Annotated in this window: 12 protein-coding genes; 10 read left to right on the plus strand and 2 right to left on the minus strand. The window is 53.9% G+C overall.

What is annotated here, in order from left to right; all coding sequences use genetic code 11:
* Window positions 1–20 precede the first annotated feature (20 nt).
* A complete protein-coding gene (locus V8J88_RS08310) occupies window positions 21–308 on the plus strand; it encodes a KTSC domain-containing protein (protein WP_338848932.1) in 288 nt (95 codons plus the stop codon).
* A 336-nt stretch (window positions 309–644) separates the two neighbouring features.
* Here the strand turns inward: V8J88_RS08310 and V8J88_RS08315 are convergent, their stop codons facing one another.
* The gene (locus tag V8J88_RS08315; RefSeq protein ID WP_338848933.1) at window positions 645–881 is read right to left on the minus strand and encodes a hypothetical protein; all 237 of its coding nucleotides are present in this window, start codon (window positions 879–881) and stop codon (window positions 645–647) included.
* 194 nt (window positions 882–1,075) lie between these two features.
* Between V8J88_RS08315 and V8J88_RS08320 the strand changes: the two genes are divergently transcribed.
* From V8J88_RS08320 to V8J88_RS08360, 9 genes are all read left to right on the plus strand, one after another.
* Window positions 1,076–1,351, plus strand: coding sequence for a hypothetical protein (locus V8J88_RS08320; RefSeq protein ID WP_338848934.1), 276 nt, complete (start codon window positions 1,076–1,078; stop codon window positions 1,349–1,351).
* A 464-nt stretch (window positions 1,352–1,815) separates the two neighbouring features.
* A complete protein-coding gene (locus V8J88_RS08325) occupies window positions 1,816–2,112 on the plus strand; it encodes a hypothetical protein (protein WP_338848935.1) in 297 nt (98 codons plus the stop codon).
* Between the two features lie 113 nt (window positions 2,113–2,225).
* On the plus strand, window positions 2,226–11,552 hold the full coding sequence (locus tag V8J88_RS08330; protein ID WP_338848936.1) for an amino acid adenylation domain-containing protein: 9,327 nt from the start codon (window positions 2,226–2,228) through the stop codon (window positions 11,550–11,552).
* Window positions 11,553–11,972: 420 nt separating this feature from the next.
* Window positions 11,973–13,202, plus strand: a complete 1,230-nt coding sequence (locus tag V8J88_RS08335) for an MFS transporter (protein WP_338848937.1) — start codon at window positions 11,973–11,975, stop codon at window positions 13,200–13,202.
* 98 nt (window positions 13,203–13,300) lie between these two features.
* Window positions 13,301–14,992: an NAD(P)/FAD-dependent oxidoreductase gene (locus V8J88_RS08340; RefSeq protein ID WP_338848938.1), complete on the plus strand. Its 1,692-nt coding sequence runs from the start codon at window positions 13,301–13,303 to the stop codon at window positions 14,990–14,992.
* Window positions 14,993–15,086: 94 nt separating this feature from the next.
* Entirely contained in the window at window positions 15,087–16,802 is a 1,716-nt protein-coding gene (locus V8J88_RS08345) for an NAD(P)/FAD-dependent oxidoreductase (protein ID WP_338848939.1), read from the plus strand.
* Between the two features lie 691 nt (window positions 16,803–17,493).
* On the plus strand, window positions 17,494–17,988 hold the full coding sequence (locus V8J88_RS08350; protein WP_338848940.1) for a hypothetical protein: 495 nt from the start codon (window positions 17,494–17,496) through the stop codon (window positions 17,986–17,988).
* Window positions 17,989–18,001: 13 nt separating this feature from the next.
* Entirely contained in the window at window positions 18,002–18,619 is a 618-nt protein-coding gene (locus tag V8J88_RS08355; RefSeq protein ID WP_338848941.1) for a hypothetical protein, read from the plus strand.
* An 11-nt stretch (window positions 18,620–18,630) separates the two neighbouring features.
* Window positions 18,631–21,906, plus strand: a complete 3,276-nt coding sequence (locus V8J88_RS08360; protein ID WP_338848942.1) for a hypothetical protein — start codon at window positions 18,631–18,633, stop codon at window positions 21,904–21,906.
* Between the two features lie 51 nt (window positions 21,907–21,957).
* Here the strand turns inward: V8J88_RS08360 and V8J88_RS08365 are convergent, their stop codons facing one another.
* Complete coding sequence (locus V8J88_RS08365) at window positions 21,958–22,353, minus strand: hypothetical protein (protein WP_338848943.1); 396 nt, start codon at window positions 22,351–22,353, stop codon at window positions 21,958–21,960.
* Between the last annotated feature and the right edge of the window lie 126 nt (window positions 22,354–22,479).

Below are 22,479 nucleotides of genomic sequence, written 5' to 3' on the forward strand. Positions count from 1 at the left end.
ATAGGGACACTGCAATGGAAATGAAAAAAATCAACTCAGGCAAATTACGCGCAATCGGCTACGACCAAGGTCAGCGCATATTGCGGGTGGAATTGGAAAACGGCACAGCCTTGGAATACAGCGGCGTCGGCCTGGATTTGTGGCGGCGCTTTTCCAACAGCGGCGTGGCCTGGAGTTTTTACCGCGACAATATTGAAGAAGAATTCCCCGCCAAACGCGGCCCCGCCCGCCCGGCCTCATCCGCACAGCGCGCCGCCTTGGACGATTTGTTTGGCGGCGGCGAGAAAAAAGAGGATGGCGGGGAATAAAGCATTTTTGATGGCGCAGTCTGCTGCGCCGGGCGGATGGCATGTCAAACGCTATTCCGCTTGAATTACGCTGCGCCACGTTTATGGCAAGTGCTTTTCAACAAAACAGAGCCAAGGATGCTGACTGTTTTTTAGACAATATATTGCTGAAAAAACACTGTTTTTGCGGCGGTGAATTCAGAATTTGACTAAAATATTAATATTGTCTTAATTGGTATATTCATATCGCTTATGTGCATTATATGGATGACTCGTACCTGTTAACTTCTGCAATTTGCCATTTAAGCATAATATATTGCCATGCCAAAGTCTTGCACTGGTGAAAATTTGACGTTATTATGGCAACTGTTGTGCTGAACAAGATTCTTCAGTGCAAGCAATGTTGCTCTTGAGAAGCTTGGTTGCAATAAATATAAAGGCGCAAGATGCAGCAAAAATATCCGGACGTTTGCTCGGGAAGTAGGCAGCGTCTGCTTGTCGTTGTTGCATGAATGGCATCGATGTTAAAATAGCCAACTGCAATGGAGCGCCAAGCGACATCAATTGTGGATAATGCGGAGTTCTTGCCGTCATGCTTCCGTGTATCATCACCGCTGTATTGCCTCAGTATGCAGATAGTGTGGCGTTATAAGCGGCTTGGTTTATCCCGGTCTGATAAAAACCCCATGAAATAGCCATGTCTTTTTGATATGGATCAATGAGTTGTAATATGGTTTCACTGATAGCTGTTGTGCGCCCGGCTTGGAGCAGTCGGGAGTGGAATATGCTTGAGTGATGAAGCCGTCTATAATTCTGCGCCGCTGTATGTTGGAAAAATTCATTTGACAAGGAATTCTACTGACTTGCATTTTTGCAACGGGCAGCTTATTTCTCCACGGGCAAGAAATTGCTTGTGCCAAAAAGACAATTCAAAATTGCAGCCAGAGGAAACGGCGATTCGTCGTTGCTATCTTTCTGCGCCTTGTTTGCATATATTGATGCAAAATGGGCTTGCTTTTGCTCTTTTTGGTATGGGAATGGCATTTGTCCCGCTGCATGGTTAAGCATGGTGTTTGAAAAGCGCAGCGCTTGATTGGTTTTGCAATGCTTATCATTGCGTATTGTGCGCAGGATGTGGGTTGATTGGCATTGTGCAGTTTGGCATGCTGCTTGTAATATGCTGTATTTTTATTCCCGCTGCCTGGCTGGCGTATATTGATCGCCTGCCATAATCTGCTGCGCGCTTGAGATATTTATTGGCAATATTTGCAAAATACAGGCCGCTTCGCCGCGCGGGATAAAGTGTGATCAGTTTGCTTGCAGGTTTTATTTGATTTCGCTGTATTGATGATATATAGCTATGCTTATTGCATAGCTGGCTTGAACTGCATGCCGGAGCTGAGGCGCAGAATCAAGTGGTGGATGTTTTTTCATAATTCCGCTCAATCGTCCGGATAATTGCCGGGATGGCGGAGCATTGCTTACATTGGTTTTTTATCACGCTGCAAGAGTATGTGCGCATGTGAATATGCATTGGTGGAATTGCCAATGGTGTCGCAACTGCTTGCATTACAACCATTCGTTGCAGGAGGTCTGGCATTTCAGCACTGATATCACCTTGAAGGACGTTGTATTTGGAAGTTTTGTCTGGCGCTCTGCCGCAGTGACGCCGGCTGGAGGTTTGTTTCAACAGGAATTTTTCCGCGTGCTGGAAAATTCTGATCAATCCCATACATCAAAGGCGCAAATTACCCCACACCCCGGTATGCGCGCCGCCGTTTGTGTAACTCCCCCCATGTTTTTAAAAACACACAAACATAACTGATTGGGCAAGCTTAATTCACTGCCTGATTGATCCTGGGTCTGACATTCAAACGCGCTGTTCATCTTGCATGGACGGTGTGAGCATTTGCACTCTCACAGTATAGAAAGAAGAAGATGGAACACTGCAATCAACAAGAAAAAATCGCCATTATCGGCATTGGCTGTCGCTTTCCCGGCAGCGCGAATGATTATTCCCAATTCTGGGAAAATCTGGTGGGCGGCAAAGATTGCCTGGAACCGACGCCGGCTAACCGTTATAACGCGGCCAGTCTGTACAGTAAAGACAAGGCCAAGCCGGGCCGTCTGACTGGCGGGCGCGGCGGTTATATCGACGGTTTTGACGAGTTTGATCCAGCCTTCTTCGGCATTGGCCCGCGTGAAGCCGAATATATGGACCCGCAGCAGCGCAAATTGCTGGAAGTGGCCTGGGAAGCGCTGGAAGACGGCGGCCAGCGTCCTTATCAAATGGCGGGCAAAAATGTCGGCGTGTTCATCGGCGCCTTCACCCTCGATTACAAAATTGTGCAATTTGCCGACTTGGGCTTTAATGGTCTGGCTGCGCATACCGCAACCGGCACCATGATGACCATGGTTTCCAATCGTCTTTCATACAGCTTTGACTATGTTGGCCCGAGTATGTCGATTGACACCGCTTGCAGCTCTTCGCTGGTGGCGGTGCATCTGGCGTGCCAGAGCCTGCAGAGCGGCGAGAGCAGCCTGGCGCTGGCCGGCGGCGTGCTTTTGCATATGACGCCGCAATACACCATTACCGAATCCAAGGGCGGCTTTTTGTCGCCTGAAGGCTTGTCGCGCACCTATGACTCGGCAGCGAATGGTTATGTGCGCTCGGAAGGCGTGGGCGTGGTGGCCTTAAAACGTTTGTCCGATGCGCTGCGCGATGGCGACCGGATTCATGCTGTGATCATCGGTTCCGGCGTGAATCAGGATGGCCGCACCAATGGCATCACCGTGCCCAGCGGCGAAGCGCAGCAGCGCTTGATCCGTCAGGTGTGCGCGCAAGCCGGCGTGACGCCGGGCAGTTTGCAATATATCGAAGCGCATGGCACTTCAACTCCGGTGGGCGATCCGATTGAGGCGAATGCTTTGGGCCAGATCCTGGCCGATGGCCGTCAGCCCGGCAGCGCTTGCTATATCGGTTCGGTGAAAACGAATATCGGCCACACCGAAGCTGCGGCTGGCGTGGCGGGCCTGATCAAGACCACTCTGGCCTTGAAACACAAGCTGATTCCGCCTCATATCAATCTGCGCGAAGTCAATCCCAAGCTCAATCTGGACGATCAGCCGTTCGATATTCCGCGCCAGCCCACGGCCTGGCCGGAACATGAAGGCCCGGCGCGCGCTGGCGTTAATTCCTTTGGTTTTGGCGGCACCAATGCCCACGTACTGCTGGAAGAAGCCCCGGCCGCCGTGGCGCCGCAGGCGCCGGCGCAACATGCCGCGCGCGCTTTCATGCCGCTCACCACACGCGATGCAGCCGATATGCCGGCGCTGGTGGAAAAAATGCGCGCCCATTTGCAACAGCAGGAAGACAGCCCGCAAGTGCTGCGCAACATCGGTCACACGCTGGCCACGCGCCGTCAGCCGCTCGAAGCGCGTCTGGCGCTGGCCTATGCTGACCGCGCCAGCCTGCTGCAGCGTATGGATGATTATCTGGCCGGCGTGAGCCACCCCGATATCATCGCCGGCAGCCAGCTGGCGCCCGAACAGCGCCGCCTGGTGTGGGTGTTTACCGGCATGGGGCCGCAATGGTGGGGCATGGGGCGTCAGCTGTATCAGAGCGCGCCGGTGTTCTCCGCCATCATCGACGCCTGCGATGCGGAAATGCGCAAGCATGCCGACTGGTCGCTGGTGCAAGAATTGATGCGTGATGAAGCGCAATCGCAGATGGATCAAACCTGGCTGGCGCAACCGGCCAACTTCGCTTTGCAAATCGCCCTGGCGGCGCTGTGGCGCTCGTATGGCGTGACACCGGCGGCCATCGTCGGCCATAGCGCTGGCGAAGCGGCGGCGTTCTATGAAGCAGGGGTCTATAGTTTGCAGGATGCGGTGACGGTGATCATGCACCGCAGCCGCCTGCAACAATTACTGACCGGCACTGGCGCCATGCTCGCCGTCAGCCTGTCAGAAGCGGAGGCCTTAAAGCGCATTGCTGCGTATGACGGCAAGATTTCGATTGCCGCGATTAACAGTCCGACTGCGATGACGCTGGCGGGCGAAGAAGCCGCATTGCAGGATCTGGCCGGGCGTTTGAAGCAAGAACAGGTTTTTGCCAAATTCCTCGCTGTCAGCGTGCCGTATCACAGCGTGATGATGGAGCCGATTAAGGAAGAGTTGCTGCAAACGCTGTCTGGCATCACGCCGCAATGCGCGCGTTTGCCGCTGTATTTGACCGGGCGCGACGCTATGGCGCAGGGGCCGGAATTGGATGCCCATTACTGGTGGGACAATGTGCGCGACAGCGTGCGCTTCCACGCCGCCAGCTGTCGTCTGGCCGCTGATGGCTATCAATTATTCCTTGAAATCGGCCCGCATCCGGTGTTGGCGCACTCGATCAAGGAAAGTTTCACTTCGCTGGGCTTGAATGCGCAAGTGCTGCCTTCTATCCGCCGTCTGGAAGATGAGATGGCGCGCTTTACCCAATCGCTGGCCGCTTTGCACAATGCCGGCCTGGATTTGGATTGGACGCCGCTGTTTGGCGGCGGGGTGCAAGTCACGCTGCCGGCTTATCCGTGGAAGAAAACCCGTTATTGGGCCGAATCCAAGGCGGTGCAGCAAATCCGTCTGGGGCTGGTCGATCACGCCCTGCTGGGCCGCCGTTTGCCCAATAGCGAGCCGTCCTGGGAAGCTTTGCTGGATATTGAACACCAGCCATGGCTGGCCGATCACCGGATTGAGGGCAATGTGCTGTTCCCGGCTGCCGGCTATCTGGAAATGGCGGCGCAGGCTGTGCGCGCGCTCGGCGGCCCGTCGTATGTGCATCTGGCCGACATCCAATTGCGCAAAGCGCTGTATCTGCCGGATGGCGAAGCCAAGCCGGTGCAATGCAAGCTGGATGCGGAAAGCGCCGCCTTCCATGTCGCCACCCTGGGGGCGGATGGGCAGGAAGCGGCAATCCACGCCAGCGGCGTGGTGCGCGCCAGTCAGCCGCGCCGCCTGGCCGCGCTGGACCGCGCCGCAGTGCAAGCGCGTTGCCAGCGCATGCTCGATGGCCAATCCTGCTATGCAGTGTTGGCGAAAATGGGTTATCACTATGGCCCGGCGTTCCAACCGATTCAACAGATGTGGATTGGCGATGGCGAAACCCTGACCTGGATCGAACCCGGCGCAGCGCTGTTGGCCGGCAGTGAGGAATGGCATTTCCACCCGGCCTTGCTGGACGCCTGCTTCCAGACCATTCTCGGCGCCGAAATTCCTCACGCTGAGCAAGCCGGCAGCGCGATCCGTCTGCCTTTGACGATTGGCGCTTTGCGCAGCGCCGGCGTGGGTTGCCGTGGCATTTGGGCGCATGCCCGCATCACCAAGCGCGATAGCGATCAAATCACTGGCGATATCTATGTGTATGCCGAAGATGGCGCTGCGCTTGGCGTGATTGAAGCGTTCCATGCCGGCAATGTCGAAAAAGCCGCCAGCAAGGTCAGCTTGAATACGATTGACAGCTGGCTGACTGAAATCCAATGGCAAGCCAGCCCGCTGCCGCAAGCCGATGACGCCGAGGCGCTGCAGCCTGGGGCGGCATTGAGCAAGGGCGCCTGCTGCCTGGTGTTTGCCAATGCGGAAACCGAATTGAGCGAGCAGGTGGCGCAGCAACTGGCCGCGCAACACCATCATTACTACCTGGTGACGCCGGGTTCTGACTTCGCGTTTGACGCCAGCGCCCGTCTGGCCACCGTGGCCCCGGGTAAGCGCGAACATCTGCGCCAGTTGTTTGCCGCACTCAAAACCCATGCGCCGCAAATTAATTCGGTGCTGTATCTGTGGCATCTGGATGCCCCGGTGTTTGAAGACAGCGCGGCGGAAGATCTGTGCGCCAGCGGCAGCCATGCCGCCTATCCGCTGATCTGCCTGGGTCAGCAATTGCTCGAAGAGCGCAGTCATGCCCGTCTGCTGTTGGCCACCCGTGGCGCGCAGGCAGTGGGCGCGGACGATAGCGCCGAGCCGATGCAGGCCACGGTGTGGGGTGTGGGCCGCGTGTTGTGGCGTCAGGAATTGCCGGATTGCGTGGGCAAGCTGCTCGACCTGGATCCGCAAGCGCACGACGCCGCCAGCGAAGCAGCCTGTCTGTTGCAGGAATTGGCGCTGGAAGATGAAGATGAAATCGCCTGGCGCAATGGTCAGCGCTACACCAGCCGCTTGCAGCAAGCCGCCAATCTGAGCCGCCCGCTGCCCTTGCGTCTGCGCGCTGATGGCTGCTATCTGGTGACCGGCGCCATGGGCGCGCTGGGCCGCCTGGTGTGCCGCACGCTGGCCAAACGCGGCGCCCGCCGCATCATCCTGATGGGCCGCAGCCGTTTGCCGGCGCGTCAGGATTGGGCTGCGCTGGATCCGGCTTCCAACGCCGGACGCCAGGTCGCCTTCATTCGCGAACTCGAAGCGATGGGCGTGGATGCGATTCTGGCTTCGGTGGACGTGGCTGATGAAGCCGGCATGCGCGCCTGGCTGGCTGCGTTTGAACAAAAAGCGCTGCCGCCTATCCGTGGCGTGTTCCATCTGGCCGGTCAAGTCAAAGACACGCTGCTGGCGGAAATGCAAGCCGATGCGTTTGACGCGGCTTACCGTCCGAAAGTGATTGGCGGCTGGCTCTTGCACCACCTGCTGCAACAGCATCCGCTCGAACATTTTGTCATGTTCGCTTCGGTGGCCTCGATTTTGACCACCGCCGGACAAACCAACTACGCTGCCGGGAATGCCTTCCTGGATGCGCTGGCGCACCATCGCCGCGCACGCGGCTTGCCGGCATTGTCGATTGACTGGGGGCCATGGGCCACTGGCATGATCGAAGAACTCGGTTTGATCGAGCACTATCGCAACAGCCGTGGCATGAATTCACTTGCAGCCGACGCCGGCATGGACGTGATGGAACGCGTAATGGGCCAGGACAAGGCGCAGCTGGTGGTTTCCACTGTGGTTGATTGGCCGCAATTTATCGCCTGGTACCCCAGCATGCCGCCGCTGGTGCAGGCGCTTGCCGCCAGCCAGCGCAGCAATAATCGCGAAGAAGAGCATGGCAGCTTCTTTGAACGCTACAAAGGCGCTGACGAAGCCGCCCGCGCTCAGCTCTTGCAAGGACATTTCGTGCATGTGGTCAGCGATGTGCTGCGCATGCAGGGCGGGGCGTTTGAAACCAGCCGCAGCCTGAACGAACTCGGCCTGGATTCGCTGCTGGCGATTGAGTTGCGCGCCCGCATTCAGCGTGAATTGCGCGTCGCGCTGCCCGTGGTGACACTGCTCTCCGGGGCCAGCGTCGAAGAGTTGCTGCAACAAGCCGGCGACGATCTGGCGCGCCAGCTGGAACAAGACGGCGGCGCAGCGCAGGAAAGCAATGTGACGCTGTTCAATAATGAAAATGAATACCCGCTCACCCGCAATCAAAGCGCACTCTGGTTCTTGAAGCATTTGAATCCGGATGGCTTTGCCTACAACATCGGCGGCGCCGTGCATATCCGCACCCGCTTGCAGCCGGAATTGATGATGGATGCGGTGCGCACCCTGGTGCTGCGTCATCCCCAATTGCGCGCCAACTTCATGCAAGGCGCACAAGGCGCGCAGCAACGCATCCGCCCGGACGGACAAGCCGATCTGGCCATTGTGGATGTCAGCGGCCAGGCGTGGGAACAGGTGTATCAGACCATTATTGATGAATATCGCCGTCCGTATGATCTGGCGCATGACTCGCTGCTGCGGGTGCGTCTGTACCGCTTCGCCGATGATCACTGGGTGTTGATGAAGGCGGTGCATCACATCATTTCCGATGCTATCTCCACCTTCACCTTTATTGATGAGCTGTTAAAGTTGTACGAGAGCATGAAGCGCGGTGAAAATCTGCAATTGGCGCCGACTGCGGCGCGCTATCTGGATTTCCTGAATTGGCAAAACCGCTTCCTGGCCAGCGCGCAAGCGCAGAAAATGCAGGATTACTGGTTAAACCACCTGCCCAAGGAAATTCCGGCGCTCAATCTGCCCACCGATAAACCGCGTCCGGCAGTGCAGACCAATAACGGCGCTTCGCACTTCTTTGTGCTGGATCAGAACCTCAGCCAGGGCGTGCATCAGCTGGCCAAGCAGCAGGGCGCGACGGTGTTCATGGTCTTGCTCTCGGCTTACTATGTGCTGTTGCACCGTTACAGCGGGCAAAACAATATCATCGTCGGCAGCCCGGTGACCGGTCGCACGCAGCAGGAATTCGCTCAGGTGTATGGCTATTTCGTCAACCCCTTGCCGCTGCACGCTGATTTGTCCGGCGCCCCTGACACCCTGACCCTGTTGCAAAAAGTGCAGGAAATCGTGCTCAATGGTTTGGACAATCAGGAATATCCGCTGGTGTCGCTGGTGGAAAAACTGGGCATGAAACACGACCCGAGCCGCTCCGCGATTTTCCAGGCGATGTTTATTTTGCTGGCGCACAAAATCGCCACTGAGCAATATGGCTATCGTTTGGAATATATCGAGTTGCCGGAAGAAGAAGGCCAGTTCGATATCCTGCTCTCGGCATACGAAGAAGCGGAAGAAGGTCAGTTCCACTGCGTCTTCAAGTACAACACCGATCTGTTCCTGCCGGCCACCATGGCGCGTATGGCGGGGCACTATCAAAACCTGCTGCGCGCCATGATCGCCGCGCCGAATACGCCGGTGACGCAGCTCAATATGCTTGAGGCGGCGGAACAAAGCAGCCTGCTGCAAGACTGGAGCGGAGCGCAGCGCCGTCTGCCGCTGCAAGGCAATGTGCTGCAGATGATGGCCGCCAACGCCAAACCCGCCGATGTGGCGCTGGTAATGCCGCAAGCGGATGGCGCACGCCGCAGCATGACGCATGGCGAACTGGCCAGCGCCGCCGCCAACTTCGGCGCCAATCTGCGCGCCATGGGCGTGCAGCGCGGCGATGTGGTGGCCTTGTGTCTGCCCAAATCGATTGAGCTGGTGGTGGCCTTGCTGGGCGTGATGCATGCCGGCGCGACCTATTTGCCGCTTGATCCGGCCTACCCGCAAGAGCGTCTGCACTATATGTTAAGCCACGCCAAAGTGCGCTTGGCGCTGGCTGACGCCGAAGCGATGCCGCAATTGGAAAGCTGGCGCGCAGAGCAGGGCGAATGCCTGCTGCTGGATGATGCGCGGCTGTGGCAAGCCGCCAGCCCGCTCGGCGATGCCGGCCCGGCCAGCCTGGACGACCTGGCCTACATCATCTATACCTCGGGTTCGACCGGCAAACCGAAGGCGGTGCAAGTCAGCCACCGCAATCTGGCGGCGGTGTATCTGGGCTGGGAACAGGAATACGATTTGCGCGGCCAGATCCGCGTGCACGGCCAGCTCGCCAGCTTCGCCTTTGACGTGTTCGGCGGCGATATGCTGCGCGCCCTGTGCTCGGGCGGCGCCCTGGTCTTGATCGGGCGCGACATCCTGTTTAACAGCGCGCAACTGTACCGCACGCTCAAAGAAGAGCAGGTCGATTGCGTGGAATTTGTGCCGGCGCTGGTGCGCACAGTGCAGCGTTACTGTGAAGAACACCACTGCCGCCTGGACTTCCTGCGCATGCTGATCGTCGGTTCCGACGTCTGGAAAGTGGAAGAAATCGAGCGTCTGCGCCAACTCTGCCACCCTGCGCACCGTCTGATCAATTCCTATGGTTTGAGCGAAGCCACGATTGACTCGACCTGGTTTGAAGGCGATGTCAGCGCGCTGGAGCCGGGCCGTATGACGCCGATTGGCCGTCCTTTCCCCAACAGCGCAGCCTATGTGCTGGACGCGCACCAGCAGCCGGTTCCGGTTGGCGTGCCGGGCGAGCTGTGGATTGGCGGCGACGGTGTGGCGCAAGGTTATCTGGGCGCGCCTGAATTGACCCGTCAGCGCTTTGTTGAACTGACGCTGGGCGGCCAGAATCTGCGTCTGTACCGCACCGGCGATATGGGCTACTGGGATAGCAAGGGCGTCTTGCACCTGCTGGGCCGGGCGGATAATCAGATCAAGATCCGTGGTCACCGGATTGAGAGCGGGGAAATTGAAAGCCGCCTCAAATCCATGGCCGGCGTGCGCCATGCCGTGGTGGCCCCGCGTCAGGACAAACAGGGCGAATATCAGCTGTGCGCCTGGTATCAGGCCGATGCTGAATTGGATGTGAAAGAGATCCGCCAATTCTTAGGCGCCTGTTTGCCGACCTATATGCTGCCGACCTGGTTTGTGCAACTGCAAGCCATGCCGCTCTCGCCGAATGGCAAAGTGGATATGCAAGCCTTGCCGGCCCCGGCTCTGGAACAGGTGCAATTGCTGGAAGCGCCGCACACCCTGTATCAGCAGCGCATGGCCGCGCATTGGCAGGAATTGCTGGGCGCCGAGCAAATCGGTTTGCAGCATGACTTCTTTGAACTGGGCGGCAGCTCGATCAAATTGATCGAATTGATTTACCGCTTGCAAAGTGAGTTCAATGTTTCGCTGGCTGTGAATCAGCTCTTCAAATTCACGACCCTGTACGGCATGGCCAAGTCGCTCGAAGATGTGATCATCGGCCGCAGCAGCGGGGCGCAACCGTGGATGGAATTTAACCGTGAGCAAAGCACGCAAATCTTCTGTCTGCCGCCTGCCGGCGGCCACGGGCTGGTGTATCGCAAGCTGGCTGAAGTCATGCCGCAATATCGCCTGCTGGCCTTTAACTACATCACCGGCGAAGACAAGGTGGCGCAATATGCCGATTTGATGATCAGCTTGCGCAACAGCGATGCGCCATTGCTCTTGCTGGGCTACTCGCTGGGCGGCAATCTGGCCTTTGAAATCGCCAAAGTGCTGGAAGCGCGCGGCGTGCCGGTGGCGCAAGTGATCATCATTGACAGCTATCGCACGTCGAGCACCTTTGAATTGCAGCCGCAGCACTGGGCTGAGTTTGAGGCGGAATTGCAAGGCCACTTGAAGACCCATACCGGCTCGGACATGGTGGCGCAGGAAATCATGACGCAAGCGCGTGAGTATGTGATTTTCAACAGCCGCACCATCAATTCCGGCAAGATCAAGGCGCAATTGAATGTGCTGGCCGACAGCCACAAGCTGGCCTTCTATGCTTCCGGCCAGAGCGGTTCCTGGCACGGAGCTTCGACCAGCGCAACCCACTTGCTGCAGGGTTCGGGCGAGCATGCCGACATGCTCTCGAACGAGGCCGATGTGGCGCAAAACGCGGCCTTGATCATGCAAGTCCTGCAAAGCGGAACGGTGGATGCCTGAACGCGGCGCACCTGCTGTCCGTCCCGCCCTGATGAGGGCGGGGGCGGGCGGCGGGCGCGCATCAGATGAGCGGGCTTGCGCCCGCATCATTGCGTTCCGCCCTGCGCTGGAATCCAGGCGCGCATGCGCAAAGCCGGTTTGACGGTATCCGTACTGCCAGCCGGCTGGCCGGACTGTGTTTGCACAGGCGCAGCCCGCTTGTGCTTGCCGGGCGCGGCTGGCCAGTGTCCCCATCCCGCATATTTGCAAATCAAGGCCTGCAGATGGCAAACCATGCGGGCAAGCTGATTTTCTGCTGCAACGCCGCGCATTGCATGCCTGTCGTGCGCTATGCGCACAACAGGCGTCCTCATGCTTTCTGAGGGTGGCAAGCAGCCAGGCCGTCCGCAGCAATCGTTTCAGCCAACATTGGAATCATTCATGAATAAAGCAAGTACGGCAGAGTCAGTCAAACATGCCGATTTTTCCCCGCGCACCCATGCCAATGGCTTACGCATCGTCTTTTTTATTCTGGTGCTGGACGTTTTGGGCATCAGCTTGTTGTGGCCTGTCACTGCCTTCATTGTGCAGCGCTACAGCACCGATGCAGTGACGCTGACAATTCTCACTTCGCTGTATTCTTGCGCACAGTTTTTCGCCGCGCCGCTGTTGGGCAAAGTGAGCGACCGCCATGGCCGCCGCCCGGTGTTAATCATCAGCTTGCTGGGAAGTTGCATCGGCTATGTGATGTTTGGTGTGGGCGGCGCCTTGTGGGTGCTGCTGTTATCGCGCCTGATTGATGGCGTCACCGCCGGCAATCACGCCGTCGCGGCATCGTTTCTGGCCGATGTTTCCACGCCGGAAACGCGCACCAAAAATTTCAGTCTGTTTGGCATTGCCTGGGGCATCGGCCTGATTCTTGGCCCCGCCTTGGGGGCGGCGTCAGGACAAATTGATTTGTCTGCGCCGGCCTGGTTGGCCGCTGCGCTGTCACTCACGGCAATGGTGTTGGGGATTTTCTTTTTGCCGGAATCATTGCCAAAAGAAAAGCGCCAGAAAAGCGCGCTGACAGCGGCCGATTTCAACCCCTTTATCAGTATTTGGCAGATCATCCGCCAACCGGCATTGGGCGGTCTGTTCTTGATCATTGCCACCTACAACTTTGTTTACCATGGCTTTGCCAGCACCGAAGCGCTGTATCTGTTGCAAAAATTCGGCGCCCAGCCCTGGCAAATCGGCGTCATGCTGGCCGTTGGCGGCTTTCTCATGGTCGCCAGCTTCAAATTGCTGCCGGTGCTGACCGTGCGCTTCGGCGCGCGCAAGGTCATGATGGGCTGTCTGTTGGGCGTGGCCGGCACGATGCTGGCGTTCACCCTGGCCCCGGCCTTTAACTGGCTGTACCCTGTGGTGGGATTGCGCACCATTGCCGGCGCATTTTTATTTCCGACCATCGGCGCCTTGCTGGCGGCCAATGTCGATCCGCAGGAACAAGGCGCCATGATGGGCGTAAACACCGCTTTGCAAAGCGCGATGTGCGTGTTTGGCCCGCTCTGGGCCGGCATGCTGTATGACCACGTTACCCCCGACGCGGCATATTGGATGGGCGCACTGTTTCTGCTGTTTGCGGCGCTGTATGGCAAATCTCTGCGCATGAATGCGCAGACCCGATAAGCCGCCGCCATCGCACTTCTTATTTTGGGCCTGGATGTTTTACCCCTCTTGATACGACAGCATACCTGGCCCGTGATTTCAATTTGAAAGTGAATTTTATGTCAACCCAGAAACAATCCGTTATTATCATCGGTGCGGGAATGTCCGGTCTTTCCACGGGCGTCTATGCGCAGATGAATAACTACCAATGTTCGATTTACGAACTGCATGACCGCCCGGGCGGATGTTGCACGGCCTGGGATCAAAACGAATATATCTTCGATCCTTGCATCACCTGGCTCAATGGCTGCGGCGGCAATGGCGATGATGAAATGAGCCAGATCTGGCTGGAACTCAATGCATTGGATGGTAAAAAAATCACCCATGCCAAAGTCTTTAACACCTGCTATGGATTAAACGGCGAAGTTATCCGGTTTTATACCGACCCGGATCGCCTGCAACAGCACCTGATCGAATTTTCACCGGAAGATGAAAAGGAAATCAAAGACTTTTGCAAAATCATCCGTCATCTGCAAAAAGCGGCCAGACATTATCCGTTTTTAAAATCCCCCGGTCTGCAAAGCAAGACCGAGAAGGCATTGATGATCCTTAAGCTGCTGCCCTATATGCGCACGCTGATCAAAGCCTTGTCCAATAATCTGCATGATTATTCGCGACGTTTCCGCCATCCATTTTTGCGCGAAGCGATTAATTATGTGATGTATGACAAGCATGATAATTTCCCGGTTTTCCCCAGCTGCTTCTCACTGGCCTGCGCCGGCGCGGGCAATGCCGGGGTGCCGGAAGGCGGTTCGATGGGTCTGGTGCGCAGCATTGAACAGCGCTTTATTGAGCTGGGCGGACGCGTCTATTACGACAAAAAAGTGGCGGGGCTGATTATCAAAGAACACCGCGTTGTCGGCGTCAGAATGTGGGATGGGCAAGAGCATTATGCCGATAAAGTCGTCAATGCTGCCGATGGCTACAATCTGCTGTACAACATGCTCGAAGGCAAATACATTCCGCCCAAAGTCGCACAGTTATATGAAGCTGTGAAATCACAGCCGGAAGAAGTATTGTTCCCCAGTCTGGTGATGATGTTTTTGGGAGTGAACGCCGATTACAGCGAACTGCCGACTTCGGCCACCATTTTCCTGACGGAAGAAGAAAAGGCGCAACTCACCGGCCTGCAACACGATGTCATCAACATCCAGATCCGCAGCCAACCCTATCCGGAACTGGCGCCACAAGGTAAATCAGTGTTGTACGTCGAATATTTCAGCGACCGCGCCGTGTGGCAAGAGCTTGATGCGCGTGACAATGAGAATGTGGCTTGGCGCTCGGACAGCAATCACATCAGCCGCAAACGCTCCGCCGCATACAAGGCGGAGAAAAAGCGCCTGCGCGATGTTTTGATCGACATTATGGATAAATATTATCCCGGGCTGAAAGCCAACCTGGAAAAAACCGATGTCTCCACACCGCTTTCCTTTGAGCGTTACACCCAGAATCATCAAGGCACGATTTATGGCTGGAATCCATTCCACGAATTGATCAAGGAAATGGAAGACGAAACCGCAGTAACCGGGCCGAAATTGCCGGGGTTGCAAGGTTTATATATGGCCGGACACTGGACCCGCCAGGGCGGCGGTTTGATCAATGCCGCCGCCAGTGGCCGTCATGCCGTGCAATACATGTGCCGGGACGATGGCGTGAAATTCAAAGTGACATCACGTCAGAACGAGGATTTCAAGCACCGCTGGATCGACGAAACGCCGGCCATTCTGGGCAATGGGCTGAGATCGGTTTGAGCGCCGTCAGCGCCTTATGCGATGCGCACAGGGCGGGTGAACTCAATTGGCATAAAGACAAATGATGCGGCGCAAGCCGCTTGAATGGAAGAATATGAGCAATCGACAAACAATGTTAATCATCGGCGGCGGATTGGGGGGCTTATCCACCGGCTGCTATGCACAGATGAACGGCTATCAAAGCCATATCGTGGAAATGCACGAAATTCCGGGCGGCTGTTGCACCGCCTGGGAAAAGGGCGATTTCTGGTTTGACTGGTGCGTCAGCTGGCTCTTGGGCAGCGGCCCGGGTAATGAAATGCATCAAATCTGGCGCGAAATCGGCGCACTCGACGGCAAGGAAGTGCGCCACCCGGAAGTCTTTAACATCGTCACCTGCGCGGATGGGCGTTCGGTGCGCTTTTATTCCGACCCCGACCGCCTGCAAGCGCATTTGATCGAGCTGGCGCCGGAAGATGTGCGCCAGATCCGCCAATTTTGCCAGGGCTTGCGTCAGTTCATCAAAGCCTTGAAGGTCTATCCCTTCCTGCGTCCGGTGGGTTTGATGAGCACCTGGGAAAAAGTGCGCATGATGGCCTCATTTATTCCGCACTTTAATTTGATCCGCAAAACCATCACCGTCTTGATGCGCGACTATTCGGACAAATTCAAATCGCCCTTGCTGCGTGAAGCCTTCAATTTCATCTTGTATGAAAAGCACCCGAATTTTCCGGTGCTGCCGTTTTACTTCCAGCTCGCCGCCCACGCCATGCACTCCGCCGGCGTGCCGGAAGGTGGTTCGCTTGGCCTGGCCAGGTCGATTGAGGCGCGTTATCAAAAGCTCGGCGGGCAAGTCAGCTACAACGCCAAAGTGGAAGAGATTCTGGTGGAAAATGATTGCGCAGTCGGCGTGCGTTTAAGCGATGGGCGTGAATTGCGCGCCGATATCGTGGTTGGCGCCTGCGATGGTTATTCGGCGGTGATGAAAATGCTCAAGGGCCGTTATTTAAATGACACCTGGCGCAAGCTCTACACCGAAACCATCAAAAAACCGGAAATGGTGTTCCCCGGCTATTTCACCCTGTTTTTGGGCTTGAACCATGAATTCCCGCAGGCCGAATATTGCACCACCTATTTGCTGCCGGAAGAATTGATGGCCAAACTGCCCGGCATGCGTCATCCCAGCATCAATGTGCAAGTGCGCAATGCGCTCTACCCGGAACTGGCGCCGCCTGGCAAAACCATGCTGTACATCAGTTATTTCTGCGATATCGCGCCGTGGCGTGAATTAAGCCAGGGGCCGGAGCAGGCCAGCCGTATGGAAAAAGGGGTAGAAGTGCATACCCTGCCGGTGCGCCGTGGCCGCGCCTATCAATCGGCCAAGCGTGAAGCCAGTGACGCCTTGATCGACTTTTTAGAGCAAAAAATGCCGGGCTTGCGCGACGCCATCACCGTGCATGACGCCGCCACCCCGCTGACCCAGGTGCGCTACACCGACAATTATGACGGCTCGGTGTTGGGCTGGCAGCCTTTTGTGGAGAGCGGCGAAACATTGGAGGAGGAAGTCAAGCGCGGCGGTCCGGGTTTGCCGGGATTGAAGAATTTCTATTTCTCAGGCGTATGGATCACCACCGGCGGCTTGATCCGCGCCGCCACCGCCGGGCGGCATGTGATGCAATTCATTTGCAAAGACGATGGCAAAACCTTCCAGGCCCATGTTGACCCCGAAGCCAAAGCGCCAACCCACCGCGTGCTGCGTGAACGCAACCCGCACCGCAGCCACGGCGCCACGCCGGATGTGGTGTGGCAACCGGGCGGCAGCACGGTGTAAGCGGTTTGCGCAGGCGCAACTGAGCTTGCGCCTGCGCAACCCGTAAGTGAAATCGGATGCCGGCCTTGTGCTTGATCTCTTTAAAGCTCCGGGCTTTTCTCTTCATTACCTTCCCATTAGGTAGCCACATCTTCTCCCAGAATGTGTCTGCTGGTGACGTTTGCTATTCAAAAGCAGGTTTTAAGCACGAGCAGATTATCTACATGAAAATCACTTGCCAATACATCAATGGATTCTCATTTCACTTACCATATATCCTACATGTAAGTAACTCAACCACTTCAGATACTATTTAAAATTATTTTTTTAGCAATATTCACGAGTGAGATCTGCAATATTCCCTGCCATCTCTGATCGATAGCTTTTGCACTTAATTGAAGTTTGAATTTCATCGTCAATTAAACACAACATTTCCAGCATGAAATTCTTTCAATAGAATTTCCTTATTGAAACATTCAGGCAGAAAATATTTGTTAAAAACAATCTCCGAACTATCAAGGAGATACACTCGACTGTATGATCTGATTGAAAAAGCAACTGATTTGTTGATTTTAAAATGAAATGTTTCCTTTATGAAACCAAAGAGGAAGTAATACTTCACGAGTTCATGGTTTTGAAAGAAATTGCCTTACACTATGGCTGTTTTTTATTGTTACTTTGTTGAATATCTGATTTTCATGAAAGGGACAGTATGAGCAGCATTCATCTCAAAGACATGACAGGGACCGCTTTGGCGGCTGCTACTTTGTCGCCAGATAGCAATGAGCTTTCCATTATCTTTAAGCAAGCCGAATGCATCAATGACGCAAAAGACCAGCCGGGGCGGATTGAGTCTCTCGATATTCATCTTCATCTGGAATTACAGCTGGATGCGCCCAGCCTTGTGAAATGCGATGCGCGCGGCGCTTTCATCAATCTGGGACATGACAGCTGGTCTCAACTCAGCATTAATATGGCCGGGCGGCGTAAGCAAGAGCATGGCGGTGAAGAAAGCCGGAATTTTTCTGAAAGCCTGACTGTGGAAGTCAAGCACAGTTGTGTCTTGTACGTACGTATTCTGGCGCAAAGTTTGCGTGATGCAAGCGATGCGCAAGCCGTGGCCAGCGTGTACCTCGACACTCTGGACTTTGCCATTTTCCCAATACCGCAGCGCAAGTTGGCTGGAAAAAACTATCCCGGGCTTTAAGCTGGAGGTGCTTATGAATATTCGTATTTTCACAATAAGCGCATTGACGCTATCACTTAGCGCATGTTCGAGTTTAACCGTGGTTCAACGTAATAGCGCTATCGGCGCCGGCGTAGGCACTGTTGGCACGTTTGTGCCAGGCAGCAAAATGGAGCAAACCTATTATTTGGGCGTGTTTGATCCGCTTGAGCAATTGCCGCCCACTATTTATCGGGTGCGTGTCAAAGGCCAGTCAAGCTTTTGGAATCTGACCCGTTATGCCTCAGGCTGGGTGGCGGCGGAAGTGATTGATTCACTCACCAGCAATATCAGCTTCAATAGTAAAAATGGCAATATCAACTTGGAAAAGAATGAACCGCTCAGCAGAAATGCGCTGAATGGTCGTGGCCTGGTGCTATTTGGCCCGGAAGGCTTCCGTGAAGCGCCGCGCAACCACCGTCTGGTGATTACCATGGGAGCCAGTCCGGAGAAATTTTTTAATATCGCCAATGAGGCGATGGGTCTGGTCGCGGCTGCTAAGCAAGGTCAAGGCAGCATTGAATTGGAAAGGAATATGTTCAAAGAAATCCAATTGCTGCAGGCTGAACAGGATATTTTGGATAACATTTATTTTCCAAGCGATAAAGAATAAAACTATAGAGGATGATGATGAATTCTAAGAAAAGTATCTGGGCGGTGGCCGCAGCCTCATTATTGAGCGCTTGTTCTGCTTTGCAAGTGGATGTGGATGTTTATAAAGGACCTTTAAGCAATCAACAAGAGGTGGAGTATAAGCAATTTGCTGTGATGGCGATTGCGGCCAAACCCCTGATTGCCCATGTGTTGGAAACGGTCAGATTATCTTCAACCAACAAGAAAGATATGAATCTGAATTTTGTTTTTTTGAAAGGGATTTTGGAGCTTTACAATGATAATTGCCAGAGACATTTTGATAATGTTGACGGGTGCAATAATGATAAAAAGGTTGATGTTGAAAACTTCAAGAAAAATTACCAATCTCTGATTGAAGTTTTTAATCGGGAGTGTGGTGGTGCTGGAATTGTAAAAAATGGATGTAATATTGATCAGTATGCCAGAGAGAAGCTTTCGGTCATCATTCGATATGAGCAAATTCCTGTAAGTGATGAAAATCGGATTTATGATTTATTTTCTAAGAGGCTTCAGTTGTGTAAGGAGGAAGGCGCAAATAAAAATGCTTGCATTAGGATTGATGAGGAAATTCAGAAAGTAGTTTTCTTTTATAATAGTAATGCGTACTTTGATGTTCGGAGTCAGCATGGATTAGATAAATTGGTTAAAGTGTTGATACAGCATTGTGCTGCTGATATGGGGGCGAGAAATAAATTGGATATTGATGGTGAGAAGTTTAGCTGTGCGGATGTTAAATTAAGACTGGAAGATGCGCTGCTGATGTTTGCAGAAAAAATATTGTATATTGTAAATAATAAAGATTTGACTGAAATCGGGAATGTGTTGAACGAAAAGGAGAAGGCAAGCTTTGCCCAAAGCATGGCATTTTTGCAATCGCTTGGCAATAATCTGATGTTGCTGATTGATGATCTGAAGCGCCAGGAAAAATATTTGGAGAAGCAAAAAAATGCTGGCGCTGTAGAGAGGAATGCTTATAAGAGCGTGTTCGCCAGCGTCAGTTCTGTGCAGCTTTTTAATAATGTCAAAAACAAATTGCAAGGTAATCTGGAAAGATTAAATGCAAGATTGGAGGCTGATACAGGTGAAGATGCAGAGGGCAAGCTTGGCGCTACACAGGCTGACCTTGATAAAGAAAGCGAGCAGCTGGTGAATGCAAATAAAAATCTTGTGCTCGCATATAAAACAATCTCTGGTAATTTAAAAAATTTAAAAGGGCAGAGCGAATTGCTCGGTCAATTCGATTCAAGTGTGATCTCTGATTGGAAGGTTTTGGATAAGCTTGTTAAAGCTATGCCAAAGGATAAGGCTTATGCGGATTTTTTGAGCGAGATGAGTAATAAATTATCCCTGCTGAATCAAGGTGGCGGCGTGTCGACGATGGTGCGTGAACGTCGCCAAGCCTCTATTGATTTTCTGGCATTGAATGAAACCAAGGAATTGGCTATCGAAGGGCCCCCGACGGGGATGCTGCGTGCTCTGGCGCGCGAGTGGGAAAGGAAATTGGAAATAGATTTATTCAATCCTTATGCGGAAATTCAAAAAAAGAAAAAAGAAATGCTGGCGGTGAAAAATAGTGTAAATAAAAAGAAACATTCGAAGGAGGATATGAAGAGGGAAATTGCAAGCTATAATGAAGCGCTGACATTATTGCAAGCGCTTCATGTAAATGCACTGAGTAAAGAAAAAGAATTGAAATTTGAGAGTAAAGATGGTGTCTCACGGTATAAAGAGCAATTGACGGCTGACTTAAATGCGCTGCCTGAAGCTAAGACTGCAGGCGCAGGGTTGAATTTGCTGTTGGGGGAAATTAAGAACGTTAATTTGATTTTCTCTGATGTGGATACTTCATTGATAAAAAAACAAGGCGAGACAGGGAGGGAAGTATTTGATTTGGTCATAGCGCAATTGCGCTATCAATTACTGGATGCGACGCGGCGAGGGAATGGAGCGGAAGCGGATTTTTTGCAAAAGGCATTAACATTGGCGCAAGAGCAGCAGGCGAATATGGGTTTTTTACGTCCAGCCAGCAGCTACTTGCGCAATGCATTTGCAAATACGGCAATTCAAGGCAATAATCAAATGCCAAACAATCTTCTGTTTAAGTCAATGTTAAGCGGAATTGGTAAGTCTTACGATGATAAATTCTTTGAAACCAAGTTGGAGATGGATAAACAATACTGGCAAAATATCAACCAGATCAAGGTGGATGGTGGGGTTGCCAGTAATTTTGCCTTGGTCAAAGATGATGTTGGCAACTGGTACGTAAAAGGGTTATCCTCTGATCCGGAGGAAATGTTCAGAAGCGCACAAAGTTTAGCCATGTTTAATCTTGGCGGGAAGTTGGATTTGAATTTATTGGGGAATTTGGAGGATAGACGTAAATTAAACGATCCAGATTTATCCAGCACTGAGCGTCGGGAATTACAAGACAGGATAGATAAACGCCATGGCAGCAGCGGCGCGGCGACAGCCGGGATTGCGCGCGTTCATGAGCAGTATAAAAAAGAATATTTGGACGACACTGAGAAAAATCGAAGCAATTTTTTGCTTGCGCTCGCAGGCTTGTCTGAAAAAATCAGTAACCGCCATAGGAAATTGAGTTTCAGTAAAGATGTGGGTGAGAATCAGGCCAGCCAGAGTGCGTTGAAAGAAGATGCTACGGTAGAATCAAGGCGTTTTGAGCAGGTTTTGACTGATGCCGCGCCAGTGAAAAACAAGGCGAATTCCACCAAGCCGATTGATGATTTCAAGTTTGCACAAGAGCAGGGTAAGGCCATAATTGGCGTACTGCGCGAGTTGAAGATTGCCCGCCACAGCATCGCGCAGAAGGTGATGCGCGATGAGCGATTGACTGAACCACAGCTCAAAAAGGTTGAGGAGAACCAAAAAACATTGATCGCGGCCATGGAAAAACAAAAAAAATTGGATATTGACCTTGAAATCGCCAGGAAAACCGTTGAGATAAAAAAGGGATTGCAAAAAGAGGGTGAACCGGCAAGTAAAGAACTGCTTGATGCAGAAAAAGTATATGTCGATGCAAAAAACACGAGCAACATTAATGAGGGCGAAATCAATAAGATCAAGGAAGCGCTAAGCGCTGCTCAGGACAACCTGAGATTGGCGCAAAGGAGTCAGAATCAGGCGGCTGAAATCGTCAAAGAAGAGTTTGATGCCTTGATCCGTAAGCAACTGGCAGATCGGCGGGACGTGGTCAAAGCATTTTTATCCGCTGCCACCAAGCTTGGCGCAGCAGCAGCCAATCAGTAAAGCTTTAGCGATCCGGCCTTAAGACAGGCCCGGCGGAAGCGTTTGGAATCCTTAACCGGCTTGAAAAACAGCGCTCCCGCCAGGCGTCAACACCCCGCCAAACGCCAGCCGTCCCCCGGCTGGCGGCGCGTATTCCACATGCACCCGCGTCTCATCACAGCCCATGCCGGCGGCTACGCATGCGCTGATGGCTTGCGCCTGTTTGGCGCGCGTGGCCTCATCCGGCCAGACTCTGAGCAAAACGGTGACAAACACCGGCCATTGCGCCGGCGTCAGATTGACCTCATTTTCGGCATAGCAATCTGCAGGCAGGGCGCGCAAGCGCAGCCAGGTGTGGCCGGGCGCGCTGCCAAGCAGGGTGCCGAGGGCGTCGGCCAAGGCTTGGGCGTTGGCCGGCGGGGCGGCGTCGGCGCTGGCGGCGATCCATTCAATATCGATGATAGGCATGGTTGTGCATGGGCAGAGTGGGTGGTGATTGCGCCGAGCATACTGCATCCATGCGCAGCGGCAAAGCCCTTGCCAATCCGGCATTGCGCCCAGCTTCTGCTATGCTGTGCACAGCGTCACATCAAG

It is taken from the genome of Massilia sp. W12, assembly GCF_037300705.1.
Classification (GTDB): Bacteria; Pseudomonadota; Gammaproteobacteria; order Burkholderiales; family Burkholderiaceae_D; genus JACPVY01.

What these genes read in the sequence shown, in the direction of transcription:
- V8J88_RS08315 (WP_338848933.1), bottom strand. Translation starts at nt 881, where the DNA reads ATGACGGCAAGAACTCCGCATTATCCACAATTGATGTCGCTTGGCGCT.
- V8J88_RS08365 (WP_338848943.1), bottom strand. Translation starts at nt 22,353, where the DNA reads ATGCCTATCATCGATATTGAATGGATCGCCGCCAGCGCCGACGCCGCC.
- V8J88_RS08345 (WP_338848939.1), top strand. Translation starts at nt 15,087, where the DNA reads ATGAGCAATCGACAAACAATGTTAATCATCGGCGGCGGATTGGGGGGC.
- V8J88_RS08310 (WP_338848932.1), top strand. Translation starts at nt 21, where the DNA reads ATGAAAAAAATCAACTCAGGCAAATTACGCGCAATCGGCTACGACCAA.
- V8J88_RS08340 (WP_338848938.1), top strand. Translation starts at nt 13,301, where the DNA reads ATGTCAACCCAGAAACAATCCGTTATTATCATCGGTGCGGGAATGTCC.
- V8J88_RS08355 (WP_338848941.1), top strand. Translation starts at nt 18,002, where the DNA reads ATGAATATTCGTATTTTCACAATAAGCGCATTGACGCTATCACTTAGC.
- V8J88_RS08330 (WP_338848936.1), top strand. Translation starts at nt 2,226, where the DNA reads ATGGAACACTGCAATCAACAAGAAAAAATCGCCATTATCGGCATTGGC.
- V8J88_RS08335 (WP_338848937.1), top strand. Translation starts at nt 11,973, where the DNA reads ATGAATAAAGCAAGTACGGCAGAGTCAGTCAAACATGCCGATTTTTCC.
- V8J88_RS08325 (WP_338848935.1), top strand. Translation starts at nt 1,816, where the DNA reads ATGCATTGGTGGAATTGCCAATGGTGTCGCAACTGCTTGCATTACAAC.
- V8J88_RS08350 (WP_338848940.1), top strand. Translation starts at nt 17,494, where the DNA reads ATGAGCAGCATTCATCTCAAAGACATGACAGGGACCGCTTTGGCGGCT.
- V8J88_RS08360 (WP_338848942.1), top strand. Translation starts at nt 18,631, where the DNA reads ATGATGATGAATTCTAAGAAAAGTATCTGGGCGGTGGCCGCAGCCTCA.